Consider the following 14686-nt stretch of genomic DNA (forward strand, 5'->3'; position numbering starts at 1 on the left):
TTTAAGGATTATCCAAAGGTCTCGGATAACTGCGTGGTTTTCAACAGGAAAAAGTTTTGCAGATAGCAAAACTTTTTAAGGAAACAAGTGTTTATGGACAGCTGCTCCCCTTCAGGCTTCAAGGATTTCCCTGCACCCGGCCGTTTAAAATCCCGGAAGACCCTGCCACCTAAACCCGATTGAAATGAATCCCGATGTAAAGTCGGGAGAAATGAAAAGCGGGAACCAGCTTAGATAGTAGCACCAAAACTGCTTTTCACAAAAAAATAAGACATATACAGTGTAATAATAACCTGTGCGGCCTGAATAGACTTCCGAAGTTTTCCAACGCTATGCCTATTGAGAATTCGGAAATCAAAAATATTTTATAAATTAGTTAGATGCTTCTGGTTAAACAATGGACTTCTGACTTATTTGGACTGCTATTCCCAAATTTATGCAATGCGTGTGGTAATTCTTTGTTTCGCCACGAACAGTTGATTTGTTTAAAATGCTTACATGACCTTCCTTTTACAGACTACCATGAATATGCAGACAATAGGGTTGCCAAGCAATTATGGGGCCGCTTACCACTTAATGCTGCAATGGCCATGTTGTATTTTAGAAAAGGAGCGAAGGTTCAAAACTTAATCCACAACTTAAAATATAACGGCAGAACCGATGTTGGTGTGCTATTGGGCAATATGCTGGGAGAGCGGTTAAAAACCGGAATTCTTTACCAAGATATCAATATGGTTATCCCAGTTCCTTTGCATCGTAAAAAATATAAAGTTAGAGGTTATAACCAAAGTAGCTTTATTGCAGAAGGAATTGCAGCACAGATGGGAATCGATGTTAGCGAAGATCACCTTATCCGGAATACTTCAACGGAGAGCCAAACTAAAAAAAGCAGGTATAACCGGTATGAAAATATGAAAGATGTTTTTCAGGTAAATTCTGCTGAAGATATAATCGGCAAACATATTTTACTGGTTGATGATGTAATTACTACTGGTGCAACACTTGAAGCCTGTGCCAATACACTCTTAGCTATTGGGGCGGCGAAAGTGAGCATTGCGGCTCTCGCCTTTGCGGAATAAAGATTATATAGCTTAAGCGCTATTGTAAGTAGCCAAACATTTTTCTAAGTTTGACTTATGCGTTTAAATGTTGGTTTGGTGCTTTTAATTTTATTCTTTGGTTCAGCTTGCAGGAAGGGGGAGCGTATAACCACAGATCCGAATGCTAAACTAAACATCTCTAATAAAGAAGTATTATTTGATACCATTTTTACATCAGTAGGATCAACTACCAAAATAATAAAACTCGTTAACTGGAACAATGATGCAGTTAAAGTTTCCGAAATCAGGTTATCAGGTGGCAATACTTCGGCTTTTAGCATTAACATTAACGGGGAGCAAACGCAGCACAAAAATAATCTCATTATAAACGGCCGGGATTCTATAAACCTTTTTGTCAAAGTTTCGATCAACCCAAATTCAGCTAACCTGCCCTTTCTGGTTCAAGATTCTATCATATTAAATACAAATGGGAATAAACAGGTGATACAGCTTTTAGCTTATGGGCAGAATGCTGTATTTGTTAACGAACCGACAATTAACGCCAATACCACCTGGACAAAAGCATTACCCTACATTATTAACGGATCGTTAACCGTTAAGAGCGGAAGCTCACTAACCATCCAACCTGGAACTAAAATTTATTTCCATAAGGATGCCAATTTAAATATAGAGGGAAACCTAATGGTTAATGGCAGCCTTACCGAACCTGTACTATTTTGTAGCGACAGGCTGGAAAAAATATATAGCGATGAGCCTGGGCAATGGAAAGGGATTTTCTTAAAAAGAACCGGATATGGACTGATTAAAAATGCGATCATCAAAAATGCGTCAGTTGGCATTACCTCCGATTCTTTGTCTGTTAACAACAGTCCCAAATTAATTTTAAGCAATAGCATTATTAAAAATATGCAGGTGGCGGCTTATATTGGCTACCACTCAGAACTGCTTGCATTTAATAATGTGATGTATAACTGCGGGAATTACTTAATATATGCGGTAGGGGGAGGAAATTACAACTTAAAACAGAATACTTTTGCTGCTTATAATTCAAATTTCCCACGTAAAACTGCCTCTCTCAGTTTTTCAGATTATTTATCGGCGAATGTTTATAACAAACTTCAGGTAGATTTAACCAATAATATCATATGGGGGAGTTTAACGAATGAACTGGATATCCAAAAGAAAACGTCTGCAATAGTGCAATTCAATTTATGGAGCAATTTAATCCGATCTACCAACAGCGCTTACAGTAACAATGGCAATATTTTAAATACCGACCCTCTTTTCATTAATGAAGATTTAGAAGATTTTCGGGTATCTCCCGGTAGCATTGCCAGAAAAAAGGGCGCTGATTTAAGTACTGATCCGTATTTCTTTAATTACCTTAATCAGGATGCGAAAGGAAATGCAAGAATTTATCCCTCAACCTTAGGCAGTTACGAGAAATAATTTATTTTTTTTATTTTCTCAAAACAAAACGGCGATAATTTCCGTTTATATATTCGAGAGCGTTAATTTAGATGGTAAGGGTCGATATTTCTTCTAAAGAATATCGGCCCTTTACTTTTCACCAAGATTTTAAGATTGCCACTCAATTTTTAGGCTATTTTTTAACTATCGCTTCAATCTCCAACAAGATTTATTTCTTTAGAATTTAGCATTGGTGCCTATGGCAGCCTTCAGCCCCGCTTTTCCTCCTGCTGTTTTAATTTATCGATATCAAAAATACATGGATCAAAACGGCATCCGTTCAATCGGGCTTAGTTAAAAAAGCCTGCATTTAAATACGCCTAGAACCAAAAAAGCAGCTACAAATTAATGCAGCTGCTCTATCTATTTGTTTTGTTGTTAAGTTATTCGACGGTTACCGATTTAGCCAGGTTTCTAGGCTGATCTACATTACAACCACGCATCACTGCAATATGATACGATAGTAACTGAAGCGGAATAGTTGCTATAAGTGGTAAAAAGGCTTCATTGGCATCAGGAATTTCGATACAGTAATCGGCCATTTTCTTCACCTCAGTGTCGCCCTGGGTTACAATCGCAATCACTTTACCTTTTCTTGCTTTTACTTCCTGTATATTGCTGATCACTTTTTCGTATGATGAATTCTGCGTAGCAATAAAAACCACCGGCATTTCTTCATCAATTAAAGCGATCGGCCCATGCTTCATTTCTGCTGCAGGATAACCCTCGGCATGGATATAAGAAATTTCCTTAAGTTTTAAGGCACCCTCTAAGGCCACAGGGAAACCACTACCTCTCCCCAAGAACAAACAGTTGGTAGAATCTTTGATCTTTTCTGCAACTTCTTTGATCAGCTCGTTCGATTCTAAAGCAACCTGAATTTTTTCAGGGATATGATCCAGTTCGGTTAAAAGCTCAATTAATTTTGAAGTGGTAATGGTTCCTTTTTGCTGCGCCATATAAAAGGCCATCAGGGTTAAAACCGTTACCTGAGCAGTAAATGCTTTTGTTGAGGCTACGCCAATTTCTGGCCCCGCATGGGTGTAAACACCGGCATGGGTTAAACGTGGGATGGAAGCACCCGCAACGTTACAGATTCCAAAAATAGTTGCCCCGCGTTCTTTAGCCATCTCGATGGCCGCCATGGTATCGGCAGTTTCGCCGGATTGTGAAATGGCAATTACGACATCTTTTTCAGTGATAATTGGATTTCTATACCTGAATTCTGAAGCGTACTCCACTTCAACAGGAATACGGGCATATTCTTCAATCAGGTATTCGCCAACCAAACCGGCATGCCACGATGTTCCGCAGGCCACAATAATGATCCGGTCTATATTTTTTAATTTCTCTGCAAATTCTTTGATCCCGCCAAGCTGAACTTTTCCTTCTTCAGGATAAATCCGTCCACGCATACAATCTTTAATTGAACGTGGCTGCTCATAAATTTCTTTAAGCATAAAGTGATCAAAGCCACCCTTCTCCAGCATCTCAAGTTTTAGCTGTAACTCTTGAATTAAGGGAGTTTGTACTACGTTATCCAATTGTTTAACTAAAAGGTCATTTTTGGTAATCAGTGCAATTTCGCCGTCCTTTAGATAAATTACGGTTTTAGTATACTCAATAATTGGAGTAGCATCAGAAGCAATAAAATATTCTCCTGCTCCAACACCGATTACCATCGGACTTCCTTTCCTCGCAGCAATTAAACGATCAGGGTGTTCTTTATCCATAATCACGATGGCGTAGGCACCGTTCACTTCCTGCAAAGCCAAACGAACTGCTTCTAAAAGATCAATATTTTCAATTTCCTGGATTTCTTCAATCAGGTGGATTAATACCTCTGTATCGGTATCGCTTTTAAACTCGTGCCCACGGCTGGTCAATTCTTCCTTTAAGGTGGCGTAGTTTTCGATAATTCCATTATGGATAATAGACAGCTTACCACCATTTGATGTGTGTGGATGAGAGTTTCGATCGGAAGGCACACCATGCGTTGCCCATCGCGTATGTCCCATGCCAATTGTACCAGACTTATCTTTGTCTGCCGCATATTCTTCTAAAACAGCTACTTTCCCGGCCTTTTTATAAATATGCTGACCACTATCGTTCATCAGTGCAATACCAGCACTATCATAACCCCGGTATTCTAATCTTTTAAGACCTTTCAATACAATCGGCCAGGCTTCTCTGTAGCCAATATAGCCTACTATTCCACACATAAGTTACATCATTTTATTGGTCAAATATATAAAACAAACGTTTGTTTTGCATCATTAAGGCGAAAAACTTACTTCACAAAAAAAAGCAGTTACAAATTAATGTAACTGCTTGTGTTATTGCCACTCTAGCCGAGCCAGTGTATAATCTTATTTATATAGTGGGAAAGCGCTTACCAACTTAATCACCTCGGCTTTTACACTATTCAGGTTAGCTTCATCTTCCGGATTGGTTAAAACCTGATCGATTAAATCTACAATCTTCTCCATTTCTGTCTCTTTTAAACCACGTGTAGTGATTGCAGCTGTACCTACACGAATACCTGAAGTTACAAATGGCGATTTATCATCGAAAGGAACCATGTTTTTGTTCACTGTAATTTCTGCTTTCTCCAAAGCATTTTCAGCTACTTTACCAGTAATATTTTTATTTCGAAGATCGATCAGCATCAAGTGGTTATCTGTACCACCAGAAATAATGCCATATCCTTTAGCTACAAATGCTTTGGCCATTGCCTGTGCGTTAGCCGCAACTTGTTTAATGTATGTTCCGTATTCCTCGCTTAAAGCTTCGCCAAAAGCAATTGCTTTAGCTGCAATAATATGTTCTAACGGACCACCTTGTGTACCAGGGAAAACGGCCATATCAAGCAGGTTACTCATTAAACGGATTTCGCCTTTAGGTGTTTTTAATCCCCATGGATTTTCGAAATCCTGTCCCATCATAATCATACCCCCACGCGGACCACGTAAAGTTTTGTGGGTTGTAGTGGTTACAATATGGCAATGTGGAAGTGGGTTGGCCAACAATCCTTTTGCAATTAAACCTGCAGGGTGAGAAATATCGGCTAAAACCAAAGCACCTATTTTATCAGCTACCGCACGGATAAAAGCGTAATCCCACTCGCGGGAATATGCAGATGCACCGCAGATAATTAATTTAGGTTTTTCGGCTAAAGCAACTTCTTCTAATTTTTTATAGTCGATAAGTCCGGTTTCTTTTTCAACCCCATAAAATAAAGGCTGGTATAGTTTACCAGAAAAGTTAACAGGCGAGCCATGTGTTAAGTGACCTCCATGAGAAAGATCAAATCCTAATATTTTATCACCTGGCTGCAAAACGGCTAGCATTACTGCTGCGTTAGCTTGTGCGCCAGAGTGCGGCTGAACGTTTACCCATGCTGCACCGAACAACTCTTTTGCCCTATCGATAGCAATTTGCTCTACTACATCCACTACCTGGCAACCGCCATAATAACGTTTGCCCGGTAAGCCTTCAGCATATTTATTGGTTAGTACCGATCCGGCAGCTTCCATCACTTGCTTGCTTACAAAGTTTTCTGATGCAATAAGCTCTAAACCATGCTCTTGGCGGTTTAACTCCTTATCAATAAGTTCAAAAATTTGGTTGTCGCGTGTCATCATTATATGAGGTTTGTATTTTTTTTGCAAAAGTAAGAAATTCAAATTTAATTTAGGCCGTATTAGGATAATGCTTTCACATTAAAGTTGTTAAAGCCGCTCCCAATGGTTATCTCTACGATTTGTTGCTGCAACATTTCTAAAATAGCCAGGAAATTATAAACGAAATGCACTTTATTCTCTGAATTTTTAAGCACTAAAGCAAAATCGATCTGTTTATTGATATCGAGCAGATTCGCAATAAAGTGTTTTTGCTGCTCGATAGTGTAAGGATACTGTACCACAGTGTGTTTAACCTCTTCGCTGCGCAGCTCATATTTCTGCATCGTTCGGTGGTAAACGGTTAAAAGTTTATAGAGATCCAATGATAAAAGTTCATCCTGGTGACTGGAAGATGCAGCGGCGAGGGTTAAATCATATACAATATTACCCCGTTGATCTTGTTTAAACCGTTCCTCTTCCAAAACTTTCATTTCTTCTGCGGCAGATTTAAACTGTTTGTAGGCGATAAGCCTTGCAATCAGGTCTTGCTCTGAGTTAATTTCATTTCCGGCTTCATCAACCTCAATCCTAGGCAAAAGCATTTTAGATTTAATGCGCATCAAGGTTGCCGCCACTAAAATAAATTCGCTGGCCACCTCTACATTTAAAGCAAGGAGCTGATGGATATAGGCCAAAAAGTCGTTGGTGATTTTAGCAATCTCCACATCCTGGATATTAAGTTCATCCCGCTCTATAAAGAACAGCAACAAATCGAAGGGGCCTTCGAATACCGGAAGTTTTATTTCAAAATTCTCTGCCTGCATGTGAGAGACAAACATAATGAAAATTTTTAGGTCCTTAGCCTAACCCTAATCCAAACCGCCATATGGCAATCCCCCAAACACTCAGCGCTAAGCCCTCAACGCCAACCGCTTAACGCTCAATAATAAACCACTATTTTTCTCTTCTATATTAAAACAAATTTGCCTTACTTTGTATCTTGTTTTTTACCATAAAATTCGAATGCAAGTAAAAGCTGGCCCCCTATTATCTAAAATCAACTATCCCGCTGATTTAAAGCAATATAGCGAATCTGACTTAGAACAAATAAGCCAGGAATTACGACAGTATATCATTGATGTTGTTAGTGTTAACGGTGGCCATTTTGGCGCCAGTTTAGGTGTTGTTGAATTAACAGTAGCCTTACACTATGCATTAAACACCCCTTACGACAAATTGGTTTGGGATGTAGGCCATCAGGCATACGGACATAAAATATTGACCGGCCGTAGGGATTTATTCCATACCAACCGTGTATACGGTGGTATTAGCGGTTTCCCGAAAATTTCGGAAAGTGAGTATGATACCTTTGGTGTAGGCCATTCTTCTACTTCCATTTCGGCTGCTTTGGGCATGGCGGTTGCTTCGCAATTAAAGGGCGAAACAGACAGGCAGCATGTGGCCGTTATCGGCGATGGTGCCATGACAGCTGGTTTAGCTTTTGAAGGATTAAACCATGCAGGGATCGAAAATAGTAATGTGCTGGTGATCCTGAACGATAACTGCATGTCTATCGATCCGAATGTAGGTGCGCTTAAGGAATATTTAACGAGCATCACCATTTCAAAATCGTACAACCGTTTCCGTGATGATATTTCTCATGTACTCACAGGGCTTTCTAAGTTAGGCCCTAACGCACATAAGTATGTTAAGAAAATAGAGAAAAGCATCAAAGGTACTTTACTAAAACAAAGTAATTTATTCGAAGCCTTAAACTTTAGGTATTTCGGTCCTGTTGACGGGCACGACGTAAAACGTTTAGCGCAGACCATAAAAGATTTATCTGCTATTCCTGGCCCTAAGCTTTTACACTGTATTACTGTAAAAGGAAAAGGTTTTGCGCTGGCAGAAAAAGATCAGACCAAGTGGCATGCACCAGGTCTTTTCGATAAAATTACCGGCGAAATCAAAAAAAGTATTCCAGATAAGCCACAACCACCAAAATACCAGGATGTTTTCGGACATACCATGGTAGAGCTGGCTGAAGCGAATGATAAAATTGTAGGTATTACACCTGCTATGCCATCAGGATCATCGTTAAATATTATTATGAAAGCGATGCCAAAACGTGCATTCGATGTGGGTATCGCAGAACAACATGCCGTAACTTTCTCGGCTGGTTTAGCGGCACAAGGATTAGTTCCATTCTGTAACATCTATTCGAGCTTTATGCAAAGGGCATACGATCAGGTGATCCATGATGTTGCCATTCAAAAATTGAACGTCGTATTTTGTTTGGATAGAGCGGGCTTAGCCGGTGCCGATGGTGCAACACACCATGGGGCATACGATATCGCTTACATGCGCTGTATTCCGAACTTAATCATTTCTTCTCCGATGAACGAAGAAGAATTGCGAAACCTGATGTTTACCGCTCAACAAGAAAATATGGGCCCATTTGTAATCCGTTACCCACGTGGTAATGGTGTTATGCCCGATTGGAAACGACCGTTCAAAGCATTAGAAATTGGCAAAGGACGTAAAATATGCGATGGCGAAGATGTAGCCTTATTAACCATTGGCCACGTAGGTAACTTTGCCGTTGAAGCACGTGCTGAACTGAACAGCGATGGTTTTTATCCGGCACACTACGATTTACGTTTTGTGAAGCCATTGGATGAGCAGCTACTACATGAAGTATTTGCTAAATATAAACATGTAATCACCGTAGAAGATGGCTCTTTACCTGGTGGAGTGGGTTCGGCAGTATTGGAGTTTGTGGCCGATCATGGTTATAGCGCAAATGTAATCCGTTTAGGTATTCCAGATCAGTTTATCGAACATGGCGAACAGGCCGAACTTTGGGCCGAATGTGGTTATGATAAAAACGCAATTGTAGCAGCAGTAAGAAAAGTGGCTGTAAAGAGAACAACAGATAGTATGGCAGGGTAGTAGCCCCATTATATTTTGTCATTCTGAGCGCAGCGAAGAATCTCAATAATAAAGAAAGATCCTTCCTATCGTCAGGATGACATGTAAATTAACAAAATAGCCTCAGTTAATAAGATAACTGAGGCTATTTTTATATCATGTAGTTTATTAAAAATCAGAATATAAATTCCTGAACGAACTCCGTAGACCGAAAGTAATTATTCCTGTAGTATTTTTACCTAGATTGTTACTTTCTCTCCTAACCACACCACCTAGTTCTAAGCGTAGGTTGTATTTTGGGTTAACTACATAAGCTACTTTTCCTTCTGCATAAAAAAGATCAGTACGGATACCCTGAGTAGTATAATTTCCTGTAGTTTGTACCGCATCAGTATAAGGTTCAAAAATATTCTTACCATAGTTCTGTCCAGCGACATCCAGACCATACTTGGCATACATTAGCTCACCACTAAAATCAAAACGCTTATAAGAATAATTTAACAAACCAACAAGCTCTCTAAAGTTAGCACCAAAAGGATGCGCTAAAGGCTCGCCATATTGTGCATAATTTAGTATAGGTTTACGTGATGAAAAAGTATAAGGTTTAGCCGTATTATATTCTAATAAATAATTTAGGCCTTCAACTTTAAAGATATCAGCACCTCTTACACCCAATTGCCATGCATATTTATTTCTCGAACTCCCCTCTGAAGAGAAAAATTCCTTTGCCTGAAATTCATCCAGAGAAAATTGGCCATAAGCAACTAGCTCCTTTGCAAATTTATATTTACCTGTAAACCCTATTAAGGCGTTGTCTGGAGAACCGCTTGAAGCTTCAATTGGTCTCAAGAAAATGATTGGATTGGCATAACCCCAATCAAAGCCCCTTCTATTCCCAGCATCATCTGTTTGTGCCCACACGATTGAATCAAAGAATCCGATAGATAAACGGTTATTCACATTCCAGTCTAAATAATGAAATATCCCTCCCTTTTTTCTAAAACCAGCTTCATAAGATAACCGTGGTGCACTTGGATCTTGCATCGCTGCCCACATCACCATATATTGTACATTTCCCAAATTACCGGTTAACTTTAAAAATGGATAAGGCGAGGCGTAATCAGATAACAATAATGAGCGGTAACCATCACCCACAAAGTTTTTATCATACCCAGCAGTAACATTTAAATATTTTATGGGTGTATAAGATACGGTAGCGGTTACGTATGACCAATCTGCGGTTAAAGGATTAATATCAGGATTATAACCTTGACCGTATTTACCACCAACACGGTTATAAGATTGCCCAGGAACAATGCCGTGCTCATCTATATAGTTCCTATAATAGTCAGCAAAGCGGCCCTGATTTTCGAACCCACTGGTATAAAAAGAAAATTTCTTCCCTATTGTACCGCCAACCTGGTAACCGCGGGTATTTAAATAAGTATTCTTCTTTCCTGAAAAATCTCTCCCGATCTGGAAGTCAGGCAAAAAATCGGCATAAACCGTAAAATCTTCTTTTTGAATATCAAATAAATGTTCTTGAAACAACTTTCTGGCTGCCCATGATTTTCTCGTTGAGTCTGCACCAACACTTAGCAATATGCTACTTTTATCACGCAGCAAGCTATCATCAATAAAAAAAGGTTTTAAAGAACTATGAATCCGTGTATTGGGATTATAAACCTCTCCACTCAATTTCTGGTAAAACTGAAACGAATAGGGTTGATAAACAGCTTGAGCCTTTAATTTGTAAATGGAAATGACTAAAAATAGGAGGACTAAGATTTTCTTCATCTAATAAATTTTAATTCAAACGGCAAAGAACGCAATTAATTATGAAATTAACGATGCGCTCTAAATTTCACTAAAAGAAAAAGCCCTTAAGGGCTTTAAATTATAATAATGTTATCGTAGCATTAACATCCCAAAGATCTACAGGATAAGTTTGTGCGTTAGAAAGTTTTAAAAGTTCTTCTTTTACCATGGCTGCATCTTCTTTAAAGGTAACACCAAACCATTTGGCATCCGTAGCAATAACTTTGATACGGGCTTCACCACTTTTAATCAATTGATCGGCAACTTCCGGTATAAGAAACTCCGCCTTAAGCTCACCCTTATTTGCAGATAAGAATGCATAATACTTATCCTCCATCCAATCAATAAAAGCAGGTGTAAAACAAAAAAAGTTCATACTCACTTGCGTGTCAGCAGCTAAAATTTGTTGTTGGTCTTTTTCCAGGCTTAAAATTTGTCCTTCTTTTAAAATGATCTCTTTCCTTTCATTGATGGAGACAATTTCATCTACCGCATTGGTTCGAATCTCCCCTCTGGTAACGGCACCAAACTCGCTTACGGTATTCTTTAATTCATATCCTAGGCAGGCGAATAAATCATCCTGAATCTCCTGGGTTAAAAATGTATAGGCTTTATTAAAGGCATCTAAACCATAAAAGTCATCGGCATTAATTACGGCAAAAGGCTCACTCACCTTATCTTTGCAACAAAGTAGCGCATGCGCAGTACCAAAAGGTTTTGTTCTTTCTTTCGAAAATTCAATATCCTTGCTAAAACTTTCAAGCGATTGATAAGCATAGTCAATTTCAATTTTACTGCTTAATTTAGGTTCAATTTGCGCAGCAAATGCTTCAGCAAATTCTTCACGGATAATAAAAATTACCTTACCAAATCCTGCTCTGAGGGCATCAAAAATAGAGTACTCCATAATGGTTTCACCACTAGGCCCGAACGATTCTGTTTGTTTGTTTCCTCCATAGCGGCTTGCCATTCCAGCAGCCAAGATAATTAAGGTTGGTTTTGTATTCATTAAATAATAGAATTAAAAAGCATTCTCTTCACCCTTGGCCATATTGATCACGGTCATAAAGATAATCTTTACATCCAGCATCGCACTCCAGTTTTCCAGATACCAGATATCGTGTTCCACACGTTTTACCATTTTATAATCTTCTTTCGTTTCACCACGGTAGCCGTTTACCTGTGCCCAACCTGTAATACCCGGTTTCAAAAAGTGGCGAACCATAAACTGGTCTACAATACCTTTGTACTGTTCGGTATGGCTTAACATATGCGGACGGGGCCCCACTACACTCATATGCCCCATAAATACGTTAAAAAATTGTGGCAGTTCATCCAAACTAGATCTTCTTAAAAACTTTCCAATTGGCGTAATCCGGTCATCGTTTTTACTCGCTTGTCTTTTGTCGCTATCAGCATTCATGCGCATACTCCTGAATTTAAAACACCAGAAAGGCTCATCATCCCTACCACTTCGCAACTGCTTAAATAAAACGGGGCCTTTACTCTGCATTTTAATTAACAAGGCAATAATCGGATATAACCAGCTTAGTACGAACAAAATCACCAAACCACTAAATATGACATCAATCACCCGTTTTTTAAAGCGGTTATGGATTTTTTCTAAGGGTTCTGAACGTAAAGAGATTACAGGAAACTCGTTCCCCAAATAGCTTACAGTATAGGGAGATAATAATGCGCCACTAATATCAGGAATAAACTTTAATCGTACACACTGGCGTTCAGCTTCTTCTGTAAGCAAAGTCATATCAGCCATCCGCTCTGGGGCAATGGTTACGTAAATATCTTTAATGCCCTTATCAACAGCCATTTTAAACTGGCGCCCTACCATATCAGAAATCTGGCCGTTTCTGTCTAAATAATCCTCAGGTACATCGCCTATAAAACCATGAAATTCGATATAACGCTGCTTTTCGAAATAGCTCGCCAGCTGCAAACCAGTCGCGTTGTTACCCATAATCGCAACAGACTTAACACCTCGTAAATGGTTAAATAATAAAAACTGAAAAGAGGTACCAATGAAACGGTTCACCAAAAACAAAATAGCCAGCATACCATAAAAAATCACCAGGAAAGATCTGGAGAAATCATTTTGTTTTGAGAAAAACAAGTAGATTGAAAAAAGTACTGCATGTAATACTACACTTTTCCACGTTCCACGATATATCCGCTCTATTCTTCTTGAACCATATTCACTATATAGGCCAAAGCTTGTAGTACTCACAATCCAGATGAGATTACACACCACAATATAATGCCATTGCAATTCTGAACTCACCGCTTTACCCATATAGGCGGTAAATTCGTAGGCAAAAAAGTACACAATATTGACCATGATCAGGTCAGTAATTGGTAAAATATACTTTAATATAAATAAGTAACGTGTTTGCATAGGCTTAAAGGGGAAACTTAAACATTTATTTCTTGTTTTTGTTTTGAATGAATCATAATGAACAAAATTGATGCCCAAAATCCGAATTCAAAGTTAAAAAATCATTATCAAAATAAAAACGGATAATAATTGCACAATATAAACCTAAAAAAAATTAGGAAAAAGACGAGTATTGCAATATACATATATAGTCGATTAATTTACCTTATGGGTAGATACAAAAAAAGTTCACAATCCTGTGAACTTTTATCAATATCAATTAGTTAACTATGAGTATTGGATGCCATGCGCAGCTACCATGTCTTTAGCCTCCTGTTTTATTTCCTGCTCATCCGATTTTGGATAAATCAAAAGTACCTCACCATCATCTACTATGATATAATTATCTAAGCCCCTAATTACAGCAGCCTTATCATTTGGCAGGTGAATAATACAGTTCGAGGTATCTTTTAAATTAATCTTTTCCAAATTGACCATATTGTTAGCAACATCCTTCTCTCCAACCGCATGTAAAGAAGCCCAGGTGCCCAGATCCGACCAACCTATATCAGCAGGAATCGTGTATACATTATCAGCCTTTTCTAAAATGGCATAATCGATGGAGATATTAGGGCTTAAAGGGTATTTTTCAGAAATAAATCTAGCTTCATCAGGGCTATTATAAAAGGGTAAGCCACTTTCAAACAGTGCAGTTATCTCAGGAGCATAGGTCTCAAATGCTTTTTTCAAGGAACTAGCTGACCAGATAAATATTCCTGCGTTCCAAACGTAATCGCCACTTTTTAAATATTCCTCAGCTTTAGCCAAAACTGGTTTTTCCATAAAGGCACTTACCTTTTTAATTTCATCTGGTACACCTTGATTCTTTATACTCAAATCTTGATACTGAATGTAACCATACCCCGTATCCGGTCTGGTCGGCGTAATCCCTAAGGTTAATAAGGCATCATTTTTCGAACCAAAATCCAAAGCCTGCTCCACTTTATTCAAAAACACTTCCTCCTTCAAAATTAAATGATCTGAAGGCGCGACAACAATATTTGCATTAGGATTTAACTGACCTATTTTATAAATGGCATAAGCAATACATGGAGCAGTATTATTACGACTAGGCTCTAATAAAATATTTTGCTGCAGCACATCTGGCAATTGCTCTGCTACTAGTCCCGCATACCCCTCATTAGTTAAGACATATATTTGTTCATTCGGACAAATCTTTAAAAACCGCTCATAGGTAAGCCGAAGTAGTGACTTGCCAATACCCAAGATATCAATAAACTGCTTCGGGAAATGGTTGCGGCTTTTTGGCCAAAAGCGTGAGCCCACACCTCCAGCCATAATTAATACATATGTATCTTTATTCATGTAAT

10 protein-coding genes are annotated in these 14686 nt (G+C 38.7%); 3 read left to right on the forward strand and 7 right to left on the reverse strand.

Annotated elements, in window-relative coordinates; genetic code table 11:
* The first annotated feature begins 476 nt into the window (after positions 1–476).
* Entirely contained in the window at positions 477–1079 is a 603-nt protein-coding gene (locus AC07VK_RS24595) for a ComF family protein (protein WP_492963976.1), read from the forward strand.
* A 57-nt stretch (positions 1080–1136) separates the two neighbouring features.
* A complete protein-coding gene (locus AC07VK_RS24600; protein ID WP_492963974.1) occupies positions 1137–2510 on the forward strand; it encodes a beta-helix domain-containing protein in 1374 nt (457 codons plus the stop codon).
* 404 nt (positions 2511–2914) lie between these two features.
* On the opposite strand, the gene glmS is transcribed toward AC07VK_RS24600, so the two are convergent.
* From glmS to AC07VK_RS24615, 3 genes are all read right to left on the reverse strand, one after another.
* A complete protein-coding gene (gene glmS, locus AC07VK_RS24605) occupies positions 2915–4753 on the reverse strand; it encodes a glutamine--fructose-6-phosphate transaminase (isomerizing) (RefSeq protein WP_492956119.1) in 1839 nt (612 codons plus the stop codon).
* 147 nt (positions 4754–4900) lie between these two features.
* On the reverse strand, positions 4901–6172 hold the full coding sequence (gene glyA / locus AC07VK_RS24610) for a serine hydroxymethyltransferase (RefSeq protein ID WP_057930657.1): 1272 nt from the start codon (positions 6170–6172) through the stop codon (positions 4901–4903).
* Positions 6173–6234: 62 nt separating this feature from the next.
* The gene (locus AC07VK_RS24615) at positions 6235–6978 is read right to left on the reverse strand and encodes a segregation and condensation protein A (RefSeq protein ID WP_492963978.1); all 744 of its coding nucleotides are present in this window, start codon (positions 6976–6978) and stop codon (positions 6235–6237) included.
* A 199-nt stretch (positions 6979–7177) separates the two neighbouring features.
* On the opposite strand from AC07VK_RS24615, the gene dxs reads away from it, so the two are divergent.
* On the forward strand, positions 7178–9106 hold the full coding sequence (gene dxs / locus AC07VK_RS24620; RefSeq protein WP_492963972.1) for a 1-deoxy-D-xylulose-5-phosphate synthase: 1929 nt from the start codon (positions 7178–7180) through the stop codon (positions 9104–9106).
* A gap of 147 nt (positions 9107–9253) precedes the next feature.
* Here the strand turns inward: dxs and AC07VK_RS24625 are convergent, their stop codons facing one another.
* The 4 genes from AC07VK_RS24625 to AC07VK_RS24640 form a co-directional block, all read right to left on the reverse strand.
* On the reverse strand, positions 9254–10882 hold the full coding sequence (locus AC07VK_RS24625; RefSeq protein WP_492963970.1) for a gliding motility protein RemB: 1629 nt from the start codon (positions 10880–10882) through the stop codon (positions 9254–9256).
* 100 nt (positions 10883–10982) lie between these two features.
* Positions 10983–11912, reverse strand: a complete 930-nt coding sequence (locus AC07VK_RS24630; protein WP_492963968.1) for a nucleotidyltransferase family protein — start codon at positions 11910–11912, stop codon at positions 10983–10985.
* A gap of 12 nt (positions 11913–11924) precedes the next feature.
* A complete protein-coding gene (locus tag AC07VK_RS24635; protein ID WP_492963966.1) occupies positions 11925–13316 on the reverse strand; it encodes an undecaprenyl-phosphate glucose phosphotransferase in 1392 nt (463 codons plus the stop codon).
* Between the two features lie 267 nt (positions 13317–13583).
* A complete protein-coding gene (locus AC07VK_RS24640) occupies positions 13584–14681 on the reverse strand; it encodes a mannose-1-phosphate guanylyltransferase (protein WP_492963964.1) in 1098 nt (365 codons plus the stop codon).
* Positions 14682–14686: the final 5 nt, after the last annotated feature.

It is taken from the genome of Pedobacter sp. GW821-FHT01D05 (assembly GCF_059422505.1).

Excerpts from the sequence above, each read along its gene's own strand:
- AC07VK_RS24600 (WP_492963974.1), top strand. The coding sequence starts at position 1,137 with ATGCGTTTAAATGTTGGTTTGGTGCTTTTAATTTTATTCTTTGGTTCA.
- glmS (WP_492956119.1), bottom strand. The coding sequence starts at position 4,753 with ATGTGTGGAATAGTAGGCTATATTGGCTACAGAGAAGCCTGGCCGATT.
- glyA (WP_057930657.1), bottom strand. The coding sequence starts at position 6,172 with ATGACACGCGACAACCAAATTTTTGAACTTATTGATAAGGAGTTAAAC.
- AC07VK_RS24615 (WP_492963978.1), bottom strand. The coding sequence starts at position 6,978 with ATGCAGGCAGAGAATTTTGAAATAAAACTTCCGGTATTCGAAGGCCCC.
- dxs (WP_492963972.1), top strand. The coding sequence starts at position 7,178 with ATGCAAGTAAAAGCTGGCCCCCTATTATCTAAAATCAACTATCCCGCT.
- AC07VK_RS24625 (WP_492963970.1), bottom strand. The coding sequence starts at position 10,882 with ATGAAGAAAATCTTAGTCCTCCTATTTTTAGTCATTTCCATTTACAAA.
- AC07VK_RS24630 (WP_492963968.1), bottom strand. The coding sequence starts at position 11,912 with ATGAATACAAAACCAACCTTAATTATCTTGGCTGCTGGAATGGCAAGC.
- AC07VK_RS24635 (WP_492963966.1), bottom strand. The coding sequence starts at position 13,316 with ATGCAAACACGTTACTTATTTATATTAAAGTATATTTTACCAATTACT.
- AC07VK_RS24640 (WP_492963964.1), bottom strand. The coding sequence starts at position 14,681 with ATGAATAAAGATACATATGTATTAATTATGGCTGGAGGTGTGGGCTCA.